The 22,640-nt window shown below is 58.0% G+C and carries 16 protein-coding genes, 1 pseudogene and 1 riboswitch; of the genes and pseudogenes, 5 read left to right on the forward strand and 12 right to left on the reverse strand.

The window, feature by feature from the left end; all coding sequences use genetic code 11:
- Positions 1 to 235 precede the first annotated feature (235 nt).
- Positions 236 to 2,338 carry a peptidase domain-containing ABC transporter gene (locus AC5V87_RS08910; RefSeq protein ID WP_495371866.1) on the forward strand — a complete coding sequence of 701 codons (2,103 nt, stop codon included), beginning with the start codon at positions 236 to 238 and terminating at the stop codon, positions 2,336 to 2,338.
- A gap of 9 nt (positions 2,339 to 2,347) precedes the next feature.
- Here AC5V87_RS08910 and AC5V87_RS08915 read toward each other — a convergent pair.
- Positions 2,348 to 2,518 (reverse strand): annotated as a pseudogene (locus AC5V87_RS08915) (IS66 family transposase); the annotation flags it as partial.
- Between the two features lie 496 nt (positions 2,519 to 3,014).
- Between AC5V87_RS08915 and AC5V87_RS08920 the strand changes: the two are divergent.
- Positions 3,015 to 3,662: an FkbM family methyltransferase gene (locus AC5V87_RS08920; RefSeq protein WP_456840471.1), complete on the forward strand. Its 648-nt coding sequence runs from the start codon at positions 3,015 to 3,017 to the stop codon at positions 3,660 to 3,662.
- Between the two features lie 704 nt (positions 3,663 to 4,366).
- On the opposite strand, the gene AC5V87_RS08925 is transcribed toward AC5V87_RS08920, so the two are convergent.
- Positions 4,367 to 4,726, reverse strand: coding sequence for a hypothetical protein (locus AC5V87_RS08925; protein ID WP_456843427.1), 360 nt, complete (start codon positions 4,724 to 4,726; stop codon positions 4,367 to 4,369).
- A gap of 1,651 nt (positions 4,727 to 6,377) precedes the next feature.
- A complete protein-coding gene (locus tag AC5V87_RS08930) occupies positions 6,378 to 7,544 on the reverse strand; it encodes an acyl-CoA dehydrogenase family protein (protein ID WP_456840470.1) in 1,167 nt (388 codons plus the stop codon).
- Positions 7,545 to 8,332: 788 nt separating this feature from the next.
- Here AC5V87_RS08930 and AC5V87_RS08935 point away from each other — a divergent pair.
- Positions 8,333 to 8,827, forward strand: a complete 495-nt coding sequence (locus AC5V87_RS08935) for an aminotransferase class I/II-fold pyridoxal phosphate-dependent enzyme (RefSeq protein WP_495370690.1) — start codon at positions 8,333 to 8,335, stop codon at positions 8,825 to 8,827.
- A 264-nt stretch (positions 8,828 to 9,091) separates the two neighbouring features.
- Here AC5V87_RS08935 and AC5V87_RS08940 read toward each other — a convergent pair whose 3' ends face one another.
- The 3 genes from AC5V87_RS08940 to AC5V87_RS08950 all read right to left on the reverse strand — a co-directional run bounded on the left by AC5V87_RS08940 (position 9,092) and on the right by AC5V87_RS08950 (position 13,147).
- A complete protein-coding gene (locus AC5V87_RS08940) occupies positions 9,092 to 9,829 on the reverse strand; it encodes a carbonic anhydrase (RefSeq protein WP_456840469.1) in 738 nt (245 codons plus the stop codon).
- Between the two features lie 10 nt (positions 9,830 to 9,839).
- Complete coding sequence (locus tag AC5V87_RS08945) at positions 9,840 to 10,535, reverse strand: thermonuclease family protein (RefSeq protein WP_495370691.1); 696 nt, start codon at positions 10,533 to 10,535, stop codon at positions 9,840 to 9,842.
- 1,805 nt (positions 10,536 to 12,340) lie between these two features.
- Complete coding sequence (locus AC5V87_RS08950) at positions 12,341 to 13,147, reverse strand: nodulate formation efficiency C protein (protein ID WP_495370692.1); 807 nt, start codon at positions 13,145 to 13,147, stop codon at positions 12,341 to 12,343.
- Positions 13,148 to 14,143: 996 nt separating this feature from the next.
- Positions 14,144 to 14,345: riboswitch (cobalamin riboswitch) on the forward strand.
- Between the two features lie 104 nt (positions 14,346 to 14,449).
- Between AC5V87_RS08950 and metE the strand changes: the two genes are divergently transcribed.
- Both metE and AC5V87_RS08960 read left to right on the forward strand, forming a co-directional pair.
- On the forward strand, positions 14,450 to 16,795 hold the full coding sequence (metE, locus tag AC5V87_RS08955) for a 5-methyltetrahydropteroyltriglutamate--homocysteine S-methyltransferase (protein ID WP_495370693.1): 2,346 nt from the start codon (positions 14,450 to 14,452) through the stop codon (positions 16,793 to 16,795).
- Between the two features lie 302 nt (positions 16,796 to 17,097).
- Positions 17,098 to 17,493, forward strand: coding sequence for a hypothetical protein (locus AC5V87_RS08960; protein WP_495370694.1), 396 nt, complete (start codon positions 17,098 to 17,100; stop codon positions 17,491 to 17,493).
- 550 nt (positions 17,494 to 18,043) lie between these two features.
- On the opposite strand, the gene AC5V87_RS08965 is transcribed toward AC5V87_RS08960, so the two are convergent.
- From AC5V87_RS08965 to AC5V87_RS08990, 6 genes are all read right to left on the reverse strand, one after another.
- Positions 18,044 to 18,643: a hemerythrin domain-containing protein gene (locus AC5V87_RS08965; protein ID WP_495370695.1), complete on the reverse strand. Its 600-nt coding sequence runs from the start codon at positions 18,641 to 18,643 to the stop codon at positions 18,044 to 18,046.
- Between the two features lie 794 nt (positions 18,644 to 19,437).
- The gene (fixJ, locus tag AC5V87_RS08970) at positions 19,438 to 20,043 is read right to left on the reverse strand and encodes a response regulator FixJ (RefSeq protein ID WP_495370696.1); all 606 of its coding nucleotides are present in this window, start codon (positions 20,041 to 20,043) and stop codon (positions 19,438 to 19,440) included.
- Positions 20,044 to 20,215: 172 nt separating this feature from the next.
- Complete coding sequence (locus AC5V87_RS08975) at positions 20,216 to 20,383, reverse strand: hypothetical protein (RefSeq protein ID WP_495370697.1); 168 nt, start codon at positions 20,381 to 20,383, stop codon at positions 20,216 to 20,218.
- A gap of 314 nt (positions 20,384 to 20,697) precedes the next feature.
- On the reverse strand, positions 20,698 to 21,051 hold the full coding sequence (locus AC5V87_RS08980; RefSeq protein WP_495370698.1) for a PAS domain S-box protein: 354 nt from the start codon (positions 21,049 to 21,051) through the stop codon (positions 20,698 to 20,700).
- A gap of 557 nt (positions 21,052 to 21,608) precedes the next feature.
- Positions 21,609 to 21,977: a hypothetical protein gene (locus tag AC5V87_RS08985; protein ID WP_495370699.1), complete on the reverse strand. Its 369-nt coding sequence runs from the start codon at positions 21,975 to 21,977 to the stop codon at positions 21,609 to 21,611.
- Between the two features lie 360 nt (positions 21,978 to 22,337).
- Positions 22,338 to 22,613 carry a hypothetical protein gene (locus tag AC5V87_RS08990; RefSeq protein ID WP_495370700.1) on the reverse strand — a complete coding sequence of 92 codons (276 nt, stop codon included), beginning with the start codon at positions 22,611 to 22,613 and terminating at the stop codon, positions 22,338 to 22,340.
- Positions 22,614 to 22,640 lie beyond the last annotated feature (27 nt).

Raw genomic sequence — 22,640 nt, forward strand, 5'->3', positions numbered from 1 at the left:
CTGCCGTCCGACTCCGGACGCAGTTACCTTGTACTCAATAGCGGAATTATTGGCCATCTCAACAAAGGCATGACTGCACGAGTCCGATTTGTCGTCGCCGAGCGCACTCTCCTGCAACTCATCTACAGTGAGATGGACGATTGGCTCAACCCGCTCTTGGCTGCTAGCTAAATACCTACTTTTTAAAAGTCAGTGAACCACCGTGTCGAGTCAGATCAAGTTTAAGCAGCGCGACATGATGGATTGTGGGGCCGTCAGTCTTGCTTCAGTTGCAGCCCACTACGGCTGCAAGTTGCCATTGTCTCGTATCCGCCAATATGCCTCGACCGACCGCTCCGGCACCACGGTGTCGGGTCTTTTGCATGCCGCTCAAAAGTTGGGCTTCATTGCAAAGGGTGTCAAGGGTGACTTCGACAGCTTGTACAGGATACCCAAGCCCGCTATTGCGCATGTGACCGTCAAGGATGTGCTGCACCACTTCGTGGTCGTCGTGGCGATCGACGCGCGGTGGGTCACCGTCATGGACCCGGCGTTCGGAGAAATCCGAAAGCTATCGCATGAAGAGTTCCAGGGGCAATGGACTGGCGTCCTGGTGCTGCTGATTCCGGCAGAGACCTTCAAGCGTCGCGATGAGACCACCTCTACTATTGTCCGCTTCGCACGACTGCTTGCGCCCCACAGAGCGGCGTTGACCCAGGCTCTCGTCGGCGCGCTGGTAACCACGATCCTCGGTCTTTCAACGGCCATTTACGTCCAGAAGATCGTCGATCAGGTTGTGACATCAGGCAACCGAAACTTGCTCAACCTCTTGGGCGTCGCGATGTTGCTGATCCTAGTGCTTCAGACCTTAATCAATCTGCTTCGAAGCCGGATCGTGTTGGAGACAGGGCAGAAGATCGATGTGTGCTTGATCCTCAGTTACTACAATCACATCCTAAGCTTACCTCAAAGGTTCTTCGACAGTATGCGGGTTGGAGAAATCGTCTCCCGGATGAACGATGCGGTGAAAATCAGGAGCTTCCTTAACGAGCTCTCGATCACGATGTTCGTCAACATTCTCGTGATACTGTTCTCGCTCGCGCTGATGTTCCTCTACTCGTGGAAGATCGCCCTTGTCGTGGCGATCTCGGTCCCGCTTTACGCCTTGTTATATTGGACCATCAACAGGCTGAACAGAAAACGACAGCGTGCGATGATGGAGAGTGCCGCCGATCTCGCGGCGCAACTGGTGGAATCGCTCAGAGCTATTTCTACGATCAAGGCATTCGGAATCGAGAGCGTTGCCTGCCTCAAGATGGAGACCCGCTTCGTCAAGACGCTGCAGTCGGCCTACAGCGTCGGTCTCGTCTCAATCGTTGGAGATAATGCCTGTAGCTTCCTCTCAACTCTATTCACAATCCTGCTAATGTGGTTCGGCACGACGCTCGTTTTGGACCGGACCGTCACTCCAGGTGAGTTGCTCTCCTGCTATGCATTGCTCTGCTATCTCAACCGACCAGTCGCCGACCTGATCCAAACCAACAGAATCGTGCAGGACGCCTTTGTTGCGGCGGATCGCCTGTTCGAGATCTTCGACCTAGAGCCGGCACCTAACGGCGCCGTTGATCTCACAAAATCCGGGCTTGGTGATATCCGCCTGGAGAATGTCACGTTTCGCCATGGCGCCCAGCCAAAGCTCTTTCAAGATCTGAGCGTCACGTTCCGCAAAGGGGAGATAACCGCAGTGGTGGGGGAAAGCGGCTCCGGCAAGAGCTCCCTTGCTGCGCTGCTTCAGAATATTTATCCGCTTGAGGGAGGACGCATCCGGATCGGTTCCTATGATCTCAAGGACCTCTCAAAGGTATCCCTGCGCAGGATTGTCGGTGCGGTACCGCAATCAGCGGACGTATTCTCGGGCTCTGTGATCGAGAACATCGCACTTGGTGAATTCGAACCCGAGATCGATAGGATTATGAGAATCTGCGATCAAACTGGGCTGCGGGAGGCAATCGAGCATTGGCCCGGAGGTTTCCAAGCCTACCTGGGCGAAAATGGCGTAAAATTGTCTGGTGGCGAGAAGCAGCGCCTTTCGTTAGCACGAATTCTATACCGGGATCCGGAAATCCTAATCTTGGACGAGCCGACTTCCTCCCTCGACTCGGTTGCCGAAGCCACTGTGCACCGGCTCTTTGAGAATTTGCGTCGGGACGGCAAGACTATCATCGTCATCTCTCACCGACTCAGCACCATCTGTGGTGCCGACAAGATCGTCGTCTTAGACAGGGGCCGGATCGTTGCGGAGGGCAGACATCCTGAACTGCTGGCTGAAAGCGCCTATGCGCGCTTGTGGCAGACGTAAACCCGCGAGCCCTAAAGTTGGGAGGCGTTCGAAGATGGTGCGCCGAGAGACGGCAAAGCGGATCGCTTCGGCCAGCTTCGATTTGCCGGAGATCCGCGGCAAGGTCCAGAAGTCGAAGAGATCCGCGACGACTGCCGTGCAGTGTTTTGCTTGCGCAGCAACGAGTGCGTCGGTTCCTTCCTCGTACGGTATTCCGAAGAACAGGTCATTCCAATGAGTGGTTCACACGTTGCCTCAGCGAATCTGGGATGGCAGCGGTCAGTCGGCCGGGCACATCTTGCCTGTCGCAACCGCGATCGAGGTGATTGGCTATTCCTGCGCACGAGAGATCAGTCTGGCGGGCACGCTTTGGGGAGAATGGCCGACGACTGACATTTGTACGAAGCCGATCTTTCTGCCGCTCCGAAAGGCGGACCGGAGACGACGAACTAGCTCGCAGTTGGCGCGTCTGCCGAGATCGAGGGGCAAACTGCATTGCAGGCAGTCGCTGCAGGCCCCGGTCCGACAGGCTTGCCTTTTGATGTTGATGGCCTCCAAATCGCTGCCATGGATCAAGGGGACCGACGGGTATATGAATCATATACATTGATATACGTTGTGCCGGCGCGTCTGGCGTGTGATTGCGGCGTCAAAGACGAAATTCATCCGATCTCCGCGCCCAATGGGAAAAGCACCTGTGTCATCTGTCGAAGTACACCAGCACATTGTTTCACTTCTTCAGAAGCCCAATCCCGTCATCCTGGATATCGGCTGCAATGACGGGACCGATACGCAACAGTTTCTCAACCTCTGCCCGCAAGCTCAGCTCTACTGCTTTGAGCCGGACCCCAGAGCGATCGCGCGCTTCAAGAAGAAGCTGGGCCCATCCCTCGATAGGGTGAAGCTGCTTGAAATCGCGATCAGTGATCGAAACGGGATGATCGACTTCCATCCAAGCAATGCAGACGGTGATGCGAAGGAATGGGACCTCTCCGGCTCAATACGCCGCCCGAAGAATCATCTTACTGAGTATGATTGGGTTCGGTTCGATCGCCCTGTCTCGGTTGAAACGCGGCGGCTGGACGATTGGTGCAGCGAAGCTAAGCTGAATACGATCGACTTCATCTGGATGGATGTCCAGGGAGCCGAATCCGATGTTATCGCCGGCGGCATGCGGACCTTGAGCAACACGCGCTTCGTCTACACGGAATATAGCGACCGCGAGCTCTACGAAGGGCAGTTGTCCCTGCAAGCTATTCTTGACCTGTTGCCATCCTTCGAGGTGGCGTCCCACTATCCCCGCGCGGTGGAGGGTGATGTATTGCTCAAAAATACGCGCTTCTAGAGACGACTCACATCGAGCGCCTCATTCACCGCTGGAAAACCTGACCGGCGCGCTTGGCCGCCCAAAGCTGCACAACGGGTGCTCATTTGAGCGGACACCGGTGGCCGGACGGCACTCCCGTTTCCGGGTTGCCATTACAAACCCGGCGCACGACGTCCAGGTCGGGCGGGTGGTCAGTTTTTCACACTGCAGCCAGCGCTAAAAGCATTGAATCGTCCGAGGGCTGCTGTATGGCCTGGTCCTCTCGGAAGCGGGTGCACTGCTTCGAACAAATGCCAGAACAATTGCATCGGTTCTCGTAATTCCTTGAGATCGGCTGATTTCAGCACGCGCTAGGCGTCGCTATTCTTATGTCAATGGGAGAGCGAGCTGAAGTATGTGTTCATTCCAGAACAGAATTGCGGCGAGGCGTCCAGCATAACTGCAGCAGCCGATTGTCCGGCAGGGCGTCCTGGTCGCGACGTAGTAGAGGGCGGCGGCGATCATCAGCGGCCGATCTCGCGCCGGATCGGATCAAGATCGTCATCCCAATTGCGGTTACTTGCCTGCTCATTTGCCGCACGCGGAGCTGATCATCGAATCTGCGAGCACGCCGTGCCTATGTGGCGGCAACGCGATCACGAAGATCGGGAGAGGACGTCAGTAAAAGCCGCGACGTAATCCCGGCGCAATGGCGCGAAGTGTCTCCTAACCGCGCGGCCCGATCACCCGCAATTCCAGATGGGCCCGATCGGCGTCCGCGTCCAGCACGGCCCGAAACTGCCTCCGTTGTAGCGGCCGCCGCGGAAGCCGGGTTGGCCGAAATAGTGCCACTCGCCGTCCCAACCGAAATACTGAGGAACCGGGTCAATATACCAGTGGCGTCGGTCGGCGCGCGAGAACCGGCGCATCAAGTCCTTCTGTTTGTAGAGTGGAATGCTGTTGCTCAGCGGCTGGCGATAGCCGGGCAGGAAGCCGTAGCCTTGCCAGACCGGCTTGGGCCCCGTTTTGATTGGCGCAGCGTGCGCGACGACCGACAGCAGCGTAAGGGTGATAGTAGCAGTTAGACACACAAGGCGAGACATGGTTCGATAATAGTCAGTCGGTTGCGCGAAGGCCACTCAAATTTGGATGCAGAGCTTCACGTGATCTAGCGCAGAACGTTTCTCTGATCACGCCCTTCCTGATCAGAAGGCGCGCTTATCCCTGCTGTCACCCACCTGCACGACGTCGAAGCCGTAGCCGAGAAAATCCGGGCGCGAGAGCTCACCGGGACAGATGGGCGCCCGACCGAGCGCTCGATCTCGGGCAGCACCGTGCGCTGCGTCCGGGCACACGGTCGGATCGTCGACCGTTGTCATCACGCGCAGGGATCGACGAGATCGTCGAACTCATGCTCGATCGCTTACGTTTGTCTCTCTCTCTCTCCCTAACCCTTCGCAATCATGAAACACCGCGGGCCAGGACAATCCAAAACTGTCATTCAGTGACGCAAAAAAAAGCGCCCGGCCTCTTTGGATGGCCGGGCGGAAGTTAGTCGTCGACAGAGGGAGCGCTGCCGACGTTATTTGCGGCAAAACGTTCGCCGCAAATTCTAATTACGGAATGATCAATGGTCGCAGAAATCTGGTGTCATTCCTTGTTTCAAAACGATATTGACAGAACGCGGCTCAACACTGGCTCGCACAGCTGGAGGGAAGTATTGTCCGTTGTCCTGAGAAGCGGCAAAGTCATGCGGATTTAGTGAGTGGGGCCGATTAGAGGCGATCCGCGGCTGTTCGCATGGCATCAGCGGGCCGGCCGAAGAACGCCGCGACCCACCATCCCCGCGGCGTGGGAAGAAGTACCTTGTTATTTGTGCGAGCGCTCGGAGCGCGTTCGAGCGATCCGCAGGCGGTGATTGGCCCACCTGGGTCCCCCTCTGCCGTAGACACATCGACCGCACCAGTATCATCGTCTCACCGAGGTCGGCAGCAAACATCGGCTCGGTCCGCTTGCGGGGCATCCTCGTCAGCCGACTTCAAAATGGTACAACGTGACGCTACGTGCGATTCAAGGTCTTTTGAGCTGACCCGCATAAAACTCAAGCCGCCGACCTCTCGCCGATAGCAAGTGATCCGCCATCGGTCGACATGGCGTCGCGCATACCGTTTTTGGATGGGCATATACGCGCGAGCGCTCCTGGTACATTGGACGGCATATTTCTTGTGTGATGTCGTGTGTTCGTCTTGTCCAGAAGATCGCGAGAGTTGGCGATCATGAGTCGTCAGTTCATCATTTCGATCTTGTTGGCTTCCGACTGGCATCACCAGCGTTGAAATGTCGCGCTCCATGCGCAGTCGTCCTCTCTCCTGACGCAGCCGAGTGATCTCCGGTCCGCCGACATCGCGCTGCGAAATCTCTCCCAATCAAAACGCCACTTAGAAGCGTTGTGAATCAAACCGCGAGACGTTGCGGCTATGCGTGTAGATCGCGCTCGACACGACAATGATCGAGGCGGGTGCGTAGAGACCCATGAGGCCGCTCGTTATGTTCGCGACGGGGGAAGGGATGCTTGCTCCACGGATATCGAGCGGTCGCTTTTGAGAAGAGCCCGACTGAAAGGCTCTCGCTCTCTCTTTCTACTCTTCCTTTAAGGAAGGCTGGCAGGCCGCTAAGTCTTGTAGCTGCAGACAGCATGATATCGCGGTGCGGCAATCAGTTGCTGGGAGGGGTGCGGAACGTGGATGAACCACCTCATGGAAATCCCGGCTGTGCTGCACTTCCGAGCAGGAGTCGGCCGGCGCTCTGGAGCGTTCCCTCGCTTAGAGCTGCGTGCTGGGCAACCACGAAGCTATCGCACATCGCTCGCGCCAGATTGCTGGTTGTATAGAGCGACGCACTTCCAGCGAGGACGCTCGCAATGTTGCAGACCTCAGCGCTTTGCCGCGCGGCATTTGTCGCGGCGAGTCGCATTAGGGTCGCGGTGCGCGGGTTTACCGCATCCTTGATCGCTTCCTCCCACAGCTCCTCGGTGGCCTCATAGAAGAAGGAACGGGCGGAACGCAGCATGGCTTCGGCTCTAGCCATCTCCAGTTGGGCATAGCCGCGCTCTGCCATGACGGGCGCTCCTGTGATTGAGGTGCGGCTTCCGGCCTCCGCGATCACCTCGTCTAGCGCGGAGCGCGCAATTCCGATGCCGACAATCGCATGCGCCTGGGCAGCGAAAGTCATGGACGGATAACGATAGATCGGCGCGTCGAGTGTCGGCGGACCGCCGCGGATCAAGGTCCATTCTTCCGGCACAATGACGTCGTTGACAACGACGTCGTGGCTGCCGGTGCCTTGCAGACCGATGACGTCCCAATTGGGGCGGATTGTCACCTTCTCGGCCGGCATCACGGCTACACGCGCAAGGCCACCGGTCGAATCGTCTTCCACAGTGATGCCAACGGCTATCAGATCCGCGCCCGGTGAGCCGCTGGCGAATGGCCACACGCCGTTCACGACAAACCCGTCGGTGCTTCGCCTGGCGGGCTGGAGCGGGAAAAGCGCACCTGCCAACACCACGTCAGGTCCATTCGCGTATACCTTGTGAAGCGTGTCCTCCGGAAGAGCAGCGAGGTAGCGAGCCCCATCGCCGAAGCTGGCGACCCAACCGGCGGAGCCGTCGACTTCGGAAATACGCTCGATCAGGCGACAAAAATCGGCCGGCGTTCGCTCCTCGCCGCCGAATCGCTTGGCGACCAAAGCTCGATAGACGCCAACGCGCTTGAAGCCCTCGATGATCTCGTCTGGAATCTTCTGCGCTCGGGCGAATTCGTTTCGACGCGCGCGGATATCAACGAGCAGCGGCGACAGATTGTCCCAGGTCGCAGCCGTAGCGTCGGTTACTCGAGTGATCGTCTCTGGTGGAGCGTTCATAAACCTGTCCTCGGCGTCTTGAGCCGATCGCTGCCGCACTTCGTTGAATTTGATTGCGGGCGCACGGCGAAGTCGGTCGGATTGATACCCAGTCGGCAGGGATCGTCGAAAGTGTCGCAGTTGATATTGACTGTGATGCGATGAAAGGCGCTTGCCAGTCTAAACCACTCCCCGAACGCATTGACTCAAAGAAAAGGTGTTGAGGGCCGGCAAGACTGACTGAGACATGGCTGTCGATGCTCTCATTGAGGCTGAACCGGCAAAGCAACTGATATGCGGCGGCGAGATCGATCCACCTCTGCTGCACTATGTCTCCGACGGCCGACGACAGCGCTGGTTCTGCCATGTCTCCTCCAACGGCCGATTTGCCCACCCGGCTCGAACCACGTTGTGAATTCCTGACTTGGCAACCGCGAGGTCGGCGATGCCTGCGGCTCCTTTGCATGTCCCCAGCAATCGACGTGCCATCAATCATGGTCTGCCGGCGTGTCTGACTCGAGCGAGATCACTTGGCTCGTGCCGCGCCGAGAGGATGCTCGCGCCTCGCGTGTCTGATTCCAGGCACAACGCGTCATCAACCGGACATGGAAGGAGAACAACTGAAGTGGACCTCGATCGCGAATCAGTCGGGCTCGGCTTGCCTGCTGAGTTTCAGGCCCGCTCCGATCTCCCGACGTTACCGAAAGCGGAATTTACCGTGCTCGCGACTATGGGTGAGCTGTTGGTTAGAAGTGGACATCACACCGCAAGTATTCATCAAACGTGACGGCGGCGTCCAGGAGTTTCGGATGAGCGCCCATATTGATCTACAGTCGGTCGCAGATGTGATTGGCAACTGGTGCGCCAAGGGCGGAATAGGGCGCATCCGGATCGTGGTGGAAAGCCTCTACAGAATGGACGGCGACTTCGCGCCGCTTAAAGATCTAGTCGCAGTCGCCGAGTGCTACCAAGTTTCTGGTCGTGGACGAGGCTTATGCCACAGGCGTTACGGCGAGCAGGAGACGGGGCTCAGCGCGTCCTATGAGGGGCGCGGAGATCTGGTGGTGGTCCACGCCTGGGGCAAGGTGCTGGGCGCGGCGGGCGCGCTTGTCACTGCTTCCGGCGTATTGCGCAACTTCATGGTCAATCGGTGCCGTCCATTCATTGTCGCCGAGGCGCCATCACCCTTTATGGCTGTCGCGGTGGAGAAGCACTCCAGATCCTGCAGGAGGAGCCTGAGCGGCAGCAACGCCTGGTCGATCTGGTCGATTTTACACAAGTCAGCTCGTTGCGTGTTGGACTAGCGCATTAACGCGCAGGCATAAATACTGGCGGTCGCGGTATGAGGGTTTCTTGGTGCTGGCCTCGCGTTGCCAATATGAGCACGTATAATGCAACGAGAATTAAGAGGCCGCGCATACCAAGGGTCTTCCCGAAGCTATGACAATTGTGGAGCGGATTGTATTCGGTGCATTTGAGGGCAGCCGATGCACGAGTGAATTACGGGAATTCGACCGAAGCCCTGCATCAGGCGGCAAACGACTAGCGGGCCGGCGAGGGTGTCAGCGTCAGCTCAGCAAATCGACCTTGCCGGTGTCGAGCCGATACAGGCCCCCGACGACCTTTAGTCTGTTCTGCTCAACTGCCGCGTTCAGAATCGGCCCCGTCGATTTTAGTTTGTTGACGTTATCGACTACATTTTGTCGGGTTACTTCGGCGAACGTGTCACCGGTTTGCTGGCGAGAACCTTTTACCGCAGGCGCAAGCGCAGCAACGAGGGATGAAATGTGCCCCGGCGGCGGCTTATCGTCCTGGAGCGACTTGATCGTGGCGTCTATCGCACCGCAATGATCGTGGCCAAGTACCAGGATCAGCGGCGTGTTCAGTACGGCCACCGCATATTCCATACTGGCGAGCGTGTCATCGTTGGCGAAGTTACCGGCGAGGCGGCAGACAAATAGATCACCAAGTCCGCTGCCGAAGACAAGTTCAGGCGCCACGCGAGAATCGGCGCAGCTCAGAACCGCGGCATATGGATTTTGCCCATCCACCAAAACCTGACGCTCGCGCTTGAAGTCGTCGTGTCGTGATCCGCCCCGGACATAGCGATCGTTCCCTTCCATGAGCCGCTTCAGGGCAGCCTCGGGCGAGATCAGGTTATTTGGCTTGGGCGGCGCTTTTGCTTGCTTTGCATCGACAATGTTGTTGCCAACCCGTAGGCAAACCGCCGAAACAGCGAACAGCAACAGCGAGCGGCGCGAAGGCGCCATCTTGGTCAGATAGGTCGGAGAATGGTCTGCCTTCATGCATCTCACCTCATCGCGCGGCTTTACGCCACCCGGTGGCTTCGGCTTCCGCTTCGCTGCAGAGCCAGCGTTCACCGGGTTTGGTCATGTCGATTTGTTCGTAACTGAGTTGCCCGGGCAGGTGATAAATGCGCTCGCCATTGCGGCCCACAGTGCCTTTTATCACACACTCGGACGAGGGCGGGTCCGATAGCAGCGCCGATCCGAGCAGGAGTGCCTGAGCGTCGACGGGAACCGAGCTCGCGCCGATGATGACCGTCCCCTTATTGCGGCGACGCCAGTCCCAGGGGGCGATGAAGGCCCCCGACCACAGCCCAGCACAGGTTTTGCTCGCCACAACTTCATAGATGACGTATGGACCCGACGAGAGTGCCCAACCGGAGCGTACCATCCAGGCGTTCACGTTCTCGCCTTCTATGAAGCAACTGCCGCGTGACCTGCCGTATTCATCACCTCCCGTGGTATGACAATCCCACGTTCGTCCGTTCGAATGCTTGATCAGCTCGTCGCGAGCAGCTATGCCGCAAGCCCATTTCCGACCGTGGGCGTCGAGGCAAATCTGGTCAGTTTCGGGAGCTTCGATGCCTGAGAGCCGAAGTTTGGATCGCTCGATCTCGATCGTATTGCCGTCGAGGATGCGCGCAGGACCGCTGAGCTTCGCCGCGCAGACCGGAGATGTGATGACAGCGAACACTGCGACCATCATTACGCGGTGTTTCATCCCGACAATAACCTCTCGCTCTTGATCCATGTTTACGCACGATTCGGCGCCGCCGCATTCGACTGCTTAAACGTCTGTCCGTTAGTCGGCCGCATCTTTCGACGCTTGGTCTATGAAAGCGTGGCCTTCATTTCCAAGCTACGACCTGACGCTGCGTGAGGTTCAAGCGATTTCTTCCGGTGTGCATGTCGCGGTATCCTTAGCCTCGTCGATCTCTCTCACCGGGCTCGTGCTGCACCCTCTCGACCTGAGGAGGAGATCCGATCACTTGGCCGCGAACTTGGTATGCGGGAGAAAGGCCAAGCCTCGAACGCTGTCTTCTCACGCGTTTGAAGGAGAAGAAGTCGCCTGTGAATCTCGACGTCGAGTGCAAGTCAGGCGGGGACGAGCAACCTGGTTATGCTTTGTGCCAACCTGCATCGCCAGACAGAAGGCTGCCGACGGTTTCAGCGAGGGGACGACATTTCGCTGTAAATTCTTGTCAGGAGAAGATTGATGTTCGAAGGAAATCTGGTCTCGCTTCCTCTGAAAACTGGAAAGGCGCCACGGAGTTCAGCTCAACGCTCGCTGCGTAAATGAACCGGTATCGCTTGCGCAAACCGCCAACCCCGAGCCCTCTTTTGGAGAGCCAGGCCTTTATGCCCATCGCATTGTGGCTTTTCGCACCTCTGCGCTGCACCATGACCGTTCGTGGTGCTGCCGCCCCGTTCGTAGGAGAACCCGATTGTCATGACCCAGGCGGCGCGACTGGCGGCCGCTCTCTCATAGTGCGCTTCACCGCGATCACATGTGGAGATTGACCCAGCAAGCCCGGTATGAGGGCGCGCGTTTGCGCCAGAAAATCTCAAACGGCAACCTCCGTGGCTTCGTCTTATACGCACCGGACGAGGGGTAAGCCGCCCGCGTGTTCGGACGGTCGCGAGTGCCATCCTGATGCCATTCGGTGCGAGGCGTCCATCCATAACATGGTTCCGCCATTGCGGCACTTGGGCAGGTCGCTCTGGTGCGGTTTAGCCGACTCAAGCTACAAATTCATTCTCAACGACCTCACTACACAATGGGAATCAAATGGCTGCAGCCCCACGGGAATTGCCGGTCTCTTCTTACGCGCTTGAAGTGGATGGCCGACTCAGAGCCGAATTCGCAACCAGAGACGGCGCCAGGGCAGGCGGAGCAGAACTAAAGAAGCGTTTTCCCATGCTTCAAATCCGGATCTATGACGCGCAGACGAATGCGCGCGAGGAAATTTAGGACCGGCTCAGTCGTTCCTCGAGGCCTCGCGCACGGCTCCGGGGGTCGTCGCCAGGGCCCTCGGACAACGGCCGGTGTTCAGGGGTATGCCGACAATGCCCCATTACCCTCTTAATGGGTTGGTCGCAGCACTCGATCGTGCCGGCTCGGCCTCGGCATGCTCGCGAGTCAGTCGCGCGATAGTTCTGTGCGTCATTCAGCAAAATTCATCATGGGGTCCGGCCGAGGCATCTCCAGGCCCGGTCCCTTGAAGAGTGCATGGAGAGCTGGTTCCCTCGCAGATCGGTGTTCTCTCTGCGTCGCGTGCGCTGGGAGCAAAATCTCGCCAACTGGCATGCGCCGCTGAGCTCGATTCGTCGCAGAAAGTGTCCGGAGGTAATCCTGCTGCCTGACTTTTGCTGACGGGCTGAAGGGTACGGGAAGGCTCGCGATTGTTGAAGGTGTAAACACCGACATTTTAGGGCTGATATGTCTTGCAGTTGCTCTGAGGGGATCGGCGGTAAAGGAGCTGCGGCGCGATCTTGCTCTGCGCGACCATTTTACCGAGGGCTTTCGCTCCCCTCCAACTCTCGCCGTTCCTTTGGCTCCATGCCAGCGAACCAAGAGCCGGGAGGAAAGGCCGCGATACGCTTGGCAAAAGGGGATTTCGGCTCCCAATCTTGCCCTTCGCTCTTCTCGAAAGTGATGACACCGTTGTGTGTAAAAAAACGGGGTCCTGGGATATCACAGTTCACCAAAAGCAAAACGCGCCACAGATCACCCTTCTCGGTCGGCTTGTCCTTCTGGTTCGGCAAGTAGTCCACTTCAACAGGTTCAACGATAGTGCAGCGGCCCTGCCGCAGAAGATCGCCGAGGCGGCCTTGCGTGGTCGTCACAAAGTTGAAGTTGCTCGGCTCATGCAGAAAGCCAAGATTTGCGTCCCTTTCACTCTCCTTCACTTCAGTGGCGATCAACGAGAGTGCTAGGGCGTGCCAGCCCAATTCGATCGGCTTTGCATAGGTCGACGCAAGTTGAAACGTACCGTCGAGCGCGATCCTCCAGGTGATAAAGTACGGTTCCTCTAATATATCGTCAGGGTGTCTGGTCCACAAAACGAAAACATAGTCGTTTTCGTCAAGTTCAGCGACGCCCCACATTCGAGGGACGAACTGTGCAACCTTCGAGACGTTGGAGATAATTTGTTCTATTGTCTCACCGTCTTGCGCTCGCCACGTTGACTTGAATCTTTCGATATGGGGGCTCTCGATGGCGCGAACACTGTTGCTCGTCGCAGCCAGCCCGGCCAGGCAGATCAGGAGGCGACCGAGACAAAACCATAACGCGCGTCTTCTAGACACTGTTCTCATAACTGCCGGCCTATGTGGTGTCATCCACACGTCATTCCAAAGCGGGCAACCTTCAACTTGTTATGCGCGAGCACAAGAAGTTAGCGGCGACGCGACGGGGAGACCGATGGTGTCCCGTGCGAGCAGGCGCTCCCCTCTATGTCACGCGCCGCTAACTTCGCTGCCGGCGACAGCAGTCAAGTTGCTGTGCTGGACATGCCCAGCAGGAGGAGACTGGGCATCCCGAAGACTTGCATTCTTCGTGCCAGGTAATACACGGCAATTCGCACCGCTTTTGTGTCCTCTTTGTCGACTTTCCGACTGGTCAATGTCTCGATGTTTCCGTTCAGCGCTATCCAGCCCGGCTTATGCATCCTGGTCCCGCACCGGATCGTTCGATGGCGCAGCGGAACACCTCGGTACCAAGCTCCCGATGAGAATTGTTTGCCGCTATTGAACCGTTTGGTTCGGCATCGTTGCCAGAACGTAGCTTTCGATCTCTGCCACGCGTTTGGCCATCTGCGGCCATCGGCCATGGTGCGTGTGCCGCTCCTATCGCGACATGCGGCGCTTCGAGAATAGCCTCGCTTAGGAGCGCTTTGCACTCGATGGCGACGAGGCGAAACCGATCTTCACCGCCGAACATTTGGAGTCTTGCTGAACCGCACATCAACGTGCTGGCCGGGTATGTTGCTGGCCTCGCCAGCTTGGGCCTATTCAACACGGATCCTGTTGGCCGAGAAGGTGGCTGGATGGTGGACTTGCTCAAAGAACCGCTGAGAAGCCGGAGATGCGTTCTGCTCGAGGCAGCAGTCCCGACCGGGCAAGCCGCATTTGTCCCTTCCACCGATCTGGCGTGCGGCCCGCAGGCAGCTGCGATCGTCATTCCGATATTGCTGACTTTAAAGCGCTTCTACGTCGGCTCAACGCGTCAAGATGCGAGGTCATTCGCGTAGCGGATGTCGCAGCACCAGCTTGAGACACGATCTGAGAGGTTGACGGAAGACCTGTCTTCTCGATAATCCAAGTCGTCGAGGTTCTCCGGTCGCACTTGATCCGGAGCTAAGAGGGAAGCCGGTGAAGATGCCGGCGCTGCCCCCGCAACTGTGAGTGGCGAGCCGCTGTCCAACGATGTCACTGAAGCCTGCGCGGCTTCGGGAAGGCCGGACAGCAGCGATGACCCGCGAGCCAGGAGACCTGCCCCGACATTATATTCGTCCACGGGCGGGGTGTCCCGGTGGTGCGCCAAGCAGCCGTCGCACTGCGCGACTTCCCCTGCCTGCGTCCGCCATGGCCTTCTGCCCCCAACACGGGGTTAACGCTATGTCTCTTCTCTCCCTTCCCGTTGCCACGCTCGGAACGCCACGCATCGGTCCAAGGCGCGAGCTCAAACTCGCTCTAGAAAGCTACTGGGCCGGAAAAAGCAGCGAACAGCAGTTGCTCGAGGACGCAGCTGGCCTGCGTGCCGCGAACTGGGCTCGTCAGAAATCTATCGGCGTCACGGTCATTCCATCGAACGATTTCTCGCTGTATGACCAGGTGCTCGACACAAGTGTCATGGTTGGCGCCATCCCGGAGAACTACGCCTCAAAAGCCGAATCCGTTTCGCTGAAGACGTACTTCGCCATGGCCCGCGGATCACAATGCGACGATCAGGATGCGAGTTGCGGTCACGGACCGCGCGCATTTGGCGCACCCGCGCAGGAGATGACCAAGTGGTTCGATACTAACTACCACTACATGGTCCCCGAGTTTCGCAGAGGACAGACTTTCAGGCTATGCTCTCGCAAGCCGATCGAGGAGTATGAAGAGGCCAAGGCCCTTGGCTTTCAGACCCGTCCTGTCCTGATCGGGCCGGTCACATTCCTAAAGCTCGGCAAGAGTCCCGATCCTGCATTCCAGCCACTCTCACTACTAGATGAACTGATACCGGTCTATATCGAGGTTCTGCAGGAATTGGCGAAACGTGGGGCAAAGTGGGTTCAGTTCGACGAGCCCTGCCTGGTTCTTGATCTGGATGAGGGGGCGCGAAAATCTTTGCGGCATGCCTATGACCGGCTCGCCAAGGAGGGCCCGGCCATCAAGATCATGGTTGCCAGCTATTTCGGCGACCTCGGCGACAATCTGGATACCGCCTTGAGCCTGCCGGTTGCAGGACTGCATCTCGATCTGGTTCGAGCGCCACAGTTGTTAAATCAGATCATAGCTGGCGGCCGACGTGATCTCGTCATGTCGCTCGGTGTCGTCGACGGCCGGAATGTATGGCGGTCGAATTTGTCCTCGCTGCGCCAGCGGCTCGAACCCGCGATTGCGAAGCTCGGCAAAGATCGTGTACAGATGGCGCCATCCTGCTCGCTGCTTCATGTGCCGGTCGATGTTGGACTCGAGACCGGGCTCGCTTCCGACGTCAAGAGCTGGCTTGCTTTTGCGGTCCAGAAGATGCGAGAGCTTACTATCCTGGCGCGGGCACTCGCAGGCGACCAGAATGTCGCGCAAGCTCTTGCCGAGTCGGAATGTGCCGCGACTGACCGGCGGACTTCGCCGAAAATCCGTGATGCTAATGTCGCTGTCCGGATGAAAGCGATCGATCAGACCATGCGTCGGCGCGCGAGCCCATTTGCCCGTCGTGCCGAGATCCAAAGCAATCGTTTTGGACTGCCGGCTTTTCCTACCACGACGATCGGATCGTTCCCACAGACCATAGAGGTTCGGAATGCGCGTGCGGCCCATGCGCGGGGCGCGATGAGTGACGAGCAATACGACAGGTTCCTCAAGGAGGAGACTGCGCGCGCCGTACGTTGGCAGGAGGACATCGGTCTCGACGTCCTCGTGCACGGCGAGTTCGAACGCAATGACATGGTCCAGTACTTCGGCGAGCAACTTGCCGGCTTCGCATTTACCAAGAACGGATGGGTGCAGTCCTACGGCTCGCGCTGTGTCAGGCCACCGATCCTGTTTGGCGATGTAGTGCGGTCGAAGCCTATCACCGTGGACTGGTGGCGCTACGCGCAATCATTAACAAAGAAGCCGATGAAGGCGATGTTGACCGGACCGGTGACGATCTTGAACTGGTCCTTTGTTCGCGATGATATTCCCAGAAGCGAGGCCTGCCGCCAGATTGCGCTCGCGATCCGAGACGAAGTCCGCGATCTCGAGAATGCTGGTGCGACCATGATCCAGATCGACGAAGCTGCACTTCGAGAAGGATTGCCGTTGCGTCGATCGGAGTGGACGGCTTATCTCGATTGGGCCGTGGATTGCTTCCGCATCTGCTCATCGGGCGTCGCTGATAAAACGCAAATCCATACACATATGTGTTACTCGGAGTTCAACGACATCATCGGTGCAATCGCTGCTATGGACGCGGATGTAATCTCGATCGAGACGTCGCGCTCAAAAATGGAGCTACTCGACGCGTTTAGGAACTACGAATACCCAAATCAGATCGGGCCGGGCGTGTACGACATCCACTCTCCACGCGTTCCTGAAACGGGCGAAATGAAAGAGCTGCTGGCGTTGGCTCGGACCCGGCTGCAGGATTCGCAACTCTGGGTCAATCCGGACTGCGGCCTGAAGACGCGCAAATGGGAGGAGGTTCGGCCGGCGCTAACGAACATGGTCGCTGCCGCCCGCGAGCTGCGCGCTGCATTCGATCCGCCGGGCCGGTGATCAGGGATTGGGTCTGTTCTCGGCAAAGTTGATCCTCTTGCGGTCATTTTGCGCTCTCCATGATCGATGGACCATTGGGAACACAAAAAAACCGGCGCCGCTTAGCGGGCCGGGTGAAACTCTGGGAGGAGCAAAGCTGAATGCCTAGGAGAGATCGACTGCCATGTCGCACATGAGTCGACCGATGGTTTCGGCGCAGCAACGATGCTCCTGCCTCAGCAAACAGCCCTTCGCGGTGGCGAGCCGATCCTCGGCGATGCGAGCTAGGTAGTCCTTCGCTGAGATGGCTTTCCGACAAGCCCTTGTTGGATGCGCTCGATCGCGATGGCGCCGAGCCCAATAATGGGCCCGTCAGTGTAGCCCTGGAAGTTGCACTTAGCCTGTTTGATGCCGGGCCCTCCGGCAAGACTTTCGAGTGGCAGGGCAAAGTGAGCGACGCCGACGCATATGTATCCAGCATCAACCAAGGATTCCGTGATCCTTTCGAATTGGAGGTAGCCCTCGACACTGTCGAGCGGAATGAATTCATCGTCTTTGCGTTGATGCTTCTTGAATGCAGGAATATGCGGGAGCCGAATCCCGAAATCCGACCCGGATGCAATTCGAGGCATTTGGTGAGGATTTCGCGGCAGGAAGCGACTGTCTCGTGGGGCTACGCCATACAGCCAAAGGGACTCAAGCCATGCTTGATAATCTAACTCGCAAACTGACGCTGAGAAATGCGAGGACGTCGGGTATCTGGTGGAACGTGGCAGCCCCGTGCAGGCGGCTACTCGTCGTGGCCTCATCGACGTCAACTGCCTTGTTGTTGGTGCTGACCTAGCCGGCCTGACAGTGCCCCCAGTTGGCGCGCAGCAGGTCGAACCGGCTGCCGTCGGATGATTGAGAGCGTACCGGGTTGGGGTCAACGAGTGGGATTGCTTCGCGCGCATCCGCGCGATCGCAATCGTCCGGCCTTATCGGGCGGCAGACATAAAAGGCGTCAGTTTCGCGCGATATCACCGCGCAACTGCCCGATCTGCGACCGTCACATTCTGGAACATGCCGGAACCAGAGCTCAGGAAGGCTCGGCCGCGCCGTTTGCACCCGTGGTAGAGCAGCGATCATATTGCGCAGAAGCCATTTTGCCGGTACGACCAGCCTACGTGCCGGCGAGCACCCCATTTTCATTCGACAGGAAGAACATGAGGTCCACTTCCTGCTGTGAAACGGCAGCGATCAATACAGCCCGTCCATCTCGGCGCCGTATCACGGGGGGGCGGCCTTGGGGCACGCAAACGCGACCGAGCTCCGTTCGGCCTCAGCTTCTTGCTCCAATTGCAGAATATGCGCTCTTAGCGCATCGGAAGTTGCTGCCGCCGTCTCGCTGAACAGCGGATCTCCATGATCGGTCAGACCGGAAGCGATTTCGGTCCAATCCTGAGCCGAGAGAGCCTTCAGAGCTGCCGGAAAGAAATCTCGTTCTTCCCACTTCATGTGGTGCCGCTCGCGTACTATAAAGTCGCGTATGATATCGCCGACGTCCTGCCGAAAAAGTTCACGATCCGCGAGGATGGCGTCAATAGCCCGCGCGAAGTGGTGCAAACGGTCGACGACTTCCTGGTGTTCAAGCGCGAGATCGCCGACGATTGCAGCTGCATCCGGATCGCGAGCCTTGAGCTTGGAAAAAATCAAGTCTTCCTGTGGATGATGGTACACCTCGGGATAAACCTCGAAATAGCTGATAATCGCGCGAATGACCTCATAATCAGGACGGATCCCTTTCTCAAAAATCTCCACTTCGCGTTCAAGAGCGACCAGAAGCAGATCAATGTTGCGATGCTCTCGAAGCAAAAGATCGATAATCATTGCGGTGCTCCTGGAGGCACAATATAGGCTGGAAGCGTTTCTGCGGCTCAGAAGATCTCCTAAGCCGAATTTGGCGTCCTTCGCTGCGCCGCGTTCGTCCGCGCCGTTCGACGCGAAAAAGTAGCGCGCTCCGATTTGAGCTGGCGTATAGCAACTTAGCCGAAGTGTTGAAGTTGCCCACGCAAGACGCTGGTCCGATGGCGGCAGCTCTTGGTAAAACTGGCGTGCATCGGGGACCCTACCTTGCGAACGTCGATGTGACGCAGATTGTCTGTTCCTGACGAACTGGGAAATCTGGTTGTTTTCCCTAGGTAGAAGCCCCTAAGTATTTATACGTAAGTCCGATGAGGAGGGCGTCTTGAATGGGGCCGGCGCGGTCCCTTGGTTGCTCAAACACGGATCGATGTACGGCGGCCGACCTCATCGACGGGCTTGATGATCATGCGCCTCCAACCCACGCCATCGTTGATTTAAGACCGCAGTGACTGTAGCCCAGCCGAGCGTTCACGGAAGCCCGCACTGGGAGCTCCGTTGGAGGACCGACCAATATATTGCCGAGTTATGCCGGTCTTCGGGCGGTCAGACCTGCTGTTCATCGGAACACAAATTTGGGCACCGCATTGATCTGCTTCATGTGCCGTCGTGATTCCAAGAAACCAGCAGCTTGTGTTGCATCAATAGCCACCACCGAAAACATGATCGGCTCCGCGCTGTGCACCTGCCAACCTCCGTTCGTCGGCTGAACTGCGCAGCTTGAATGCATGAATAGGCCATTCGCACCATGTGCGTCCCTGCTAGAGTCCCGCGGTAATGGCGATCCGCATCAACTCGGACATGCTGCGGACATTGGCCTTGGCCATGAGGTTTGCACGGTAAACCTCGACTGTCCGAGGACTAATGCCCAGATCATGGGCGATCACCTTGTTGATCTTGCCGGCTAATAGTCCCTGCAGGACGTCACGTTCGCGCGAGGAGAGGTCCGCGAGGCGGGCTTCCGCCCGCAGTTTCGCTGCATCATCGGCGGGCTTCGTTGGCCGCGCTTTCAACGCACTATTGATCGCGCGCAACAGTACCTCCTCTTCGAACGGCTTTTCGATGAAGTCGACCGCACCCGCTTTCATCGCTTCGACTGCGAGCGATACGTCGGCATGACCAGTTATCAAGATAACCGGGCAGTCGACGCGATTGGCCTTCACTTTTCTGACCAATTCGAGACCGCTCATACCCGGCATACGGATGTCTGACACGATGCAATCGATTGGACCGCTCGCGACGTCATTAAAAAACGCGGTCGCCGTCTCATAGGTTGCTACGTAGAAACCGTTTACATCAAGAAGAAATGCGAGCGAGTCCCGCATTGCGGCGTCATCGTCGATCACAAGAATTCGCCGCCCAATCATGTCTCTTCGCTAAGCTCCGCAAATGCCGTCTTAAGGATCGTGCTGCTACTCGGAGTCGCTTCCACGACGATATGGCTGCTATGTGATTCGATGATCGTCCGGCAGATTGATAGCCTCACACGCACGCCATGGCTTTTGGTCGCGAAAGAGCTGGATCAGTCGGTCGGCGATATCAGCTCTTGATGCAGGGCCCCTTATCAGCAACGGTATACGTGTCGACGTTGGCAACTTCGCGGCGCGGGCAGGAAGTCATGGCCTCGATTTCATTACGTATCAGGTTTAGCGCGGCCTGCTGAATCTGGATCTTGTCGACAATGATGTCGCGGTCGCTGCGGGTCATCACGCGTACGCCTTCCTTGCCCGACTAGGGCCAGGGCCACAGCTTCTTCAAGGAGCGTGAGCGGCTTCTCCACAGTGTGCTCGCCCCTGGAAACGAAGTCCCGTGGGCGCTTGATGATATCTTTGGCGCGTAGAGCATGTTGCGCGGCGCGTTCGAGTGCATCGCCATTGCAGTTGGCGTCCAGCGCGGTGCGCGCGAGCGGAGCCTTTGTGTCCCACATGCAGTTTGTAATTGCGGAGACCGGCCGGTTGATCTCACTGGCAATAGACGATGCCATCTCACCTATGCCGGTCGGTCGCGACACGTGCACGAGTTCAGATTGTAGCTCTTCCAACCGCCGTCCCTGCGCCCGCCTCGGTGAGGTTTCGGATGAAACCGGTGAAGAACCGTTCGGTGCGCACTTTGGCCTCACCGACGGAGATCGAGCCGTCGCTTCGTTCGCCGACCACGATGCGGCCGATGCCAATGATGTGCCGCTCGCCGTTGGTCAGACAACGTTCGATGTAGCGCCCGTGCTCGACGCGGTAGAGCTGCGGCCTCAACCTCGATACATTCATTCCGACCACGTGAGAGCAACCAAGTAAACGAACTGCTAAGGCGCTGAACGAGCGAATAATCCTCTTCTCAATCACGATCATGGCGCCCGCGAATTCCGGGGTATCGATCATGGCTGCGGGATTAGGCCCTTCACAGGAAAGGCCACGCCGATCATAAGGCTGCAGAACAGGGGAGTGACGTTAGCCTGGGCCGCAGCCGCGACGAAAGCGCCAAAACGAGCACTGGAAGGTAGATGTTCATGAACGCGAGGTCATGAACATATGGATATAGCGCCAGGCAGAGCATGAGAGCTAGCGCGGCGGCGGCCGCGGCAGCGCCGTAGGCTTACCAGACGTGGTCGGACATCTTTCCTGGGAGACGCTATCATTCGATCGACTTTTCATTGTTTCCCACGAGAGGCCACCGGAGCAGAACGCGCTTCAACTCACACCAATGTATTGCGCGGGATGGCCGCAGCTATCTGGGCCATATGCGCCAGTGCGTCGGCTGCACGGCTATGTGTTCTCCGGTCGTGGCATTGATCCAGCCGCTGAAGGCCCGCCGGCAAGGAAAGACCACCCGGTGAATGGTATTACCCTCGATCACGGCAATCTCCAGATCCCGATTCAAGGGCGGCGCCGTTTCGAGCCGCTCCCACGTCAGGTCGCCAGTAGATCTTGCACGGTGTTCATCGCTGCTGGCTGACAAATTCAGGCAACCTTCTGAACACTTCGCACGAGATGGCTTGGCCGCCGCGAGCAGGCTCAGCGCAATATTGCCGAGGCGGCGCGGTCTCGATTGCGTCAGTCGCGGCCGGGCTTTTGTCGGCCGTGGCGCCGTTTAACCTATCGTGCCGGGACATGATCGGCTCGCCAGCTGAGATATTAGGATTGGCGCTGCGAAGCAACTCCCGGGCTTCGGTCAAATCAACGTGGATCGGCTCAAGACGTCGGCGGCTCGTATTAACCGCTGTTCTGCGGAAGTTTAACTGGACTTCCGCCCCGGCAGCCTGACCTGCGTCGAGACGAATGTCTCTGTGGTCTGTCATGTCGAACATCCCTCGTTCGTGGGAAATCTCCTTCCCACGTCGGCAGCGTGGGTCGCTCGGTTGTGATGACGTCAGCCGCGCCGCTTGTGAGCGGGGCGGCATCCCCGAGAACCGGAAGCCGCCGGAACCCGCTTGACACCATTCGGATAAACCGGGCTTCGCTCGGCACCGATCATCGCGCCCGCCCGCGGGCCGATGAAGTGGACGCCTAGCACGCGGCGGAGGTTCTTGTGTGCACTCATCGGCACGCGGCTTGGGTACATCCGGCAGCGCTCCTTGAACTGGGTCGCCGGTATCTGGACATGAAAAGATGATGGCGCACCATGTCTTCTGCCATGTGTGTGATCTTGGACAGGAAGCTTACTTCTATCAGCAGGCAGTCGCCGCTGCATTGATACAGGTCAAAAAGAGCTGATGCACGTCCAGAATGGCCGAGCTCGAGCTGCGGCTGCGAGCCGCATAGGCCTCATTGGCAGGCGACATGTCCCAAGTCGAGCGATCCACCGCGGCCTCGCGTTCGTCTGCAAACACGTAAGCATATAGCCTGGTTGATTTGATCCGCACGCTCGAATAGGCCACGACAGCATTTGTCCCGGCGCTGCGGTAGCCGGCAAGCAGATCGTCGATTGATCGCTTGCCTCGCATTGTCGGTGGCCTTGCCGGGCAGATCCC

Source organism: Bradyrhizobium sp. SOJA106 (genome assembly GCF_059448745.1).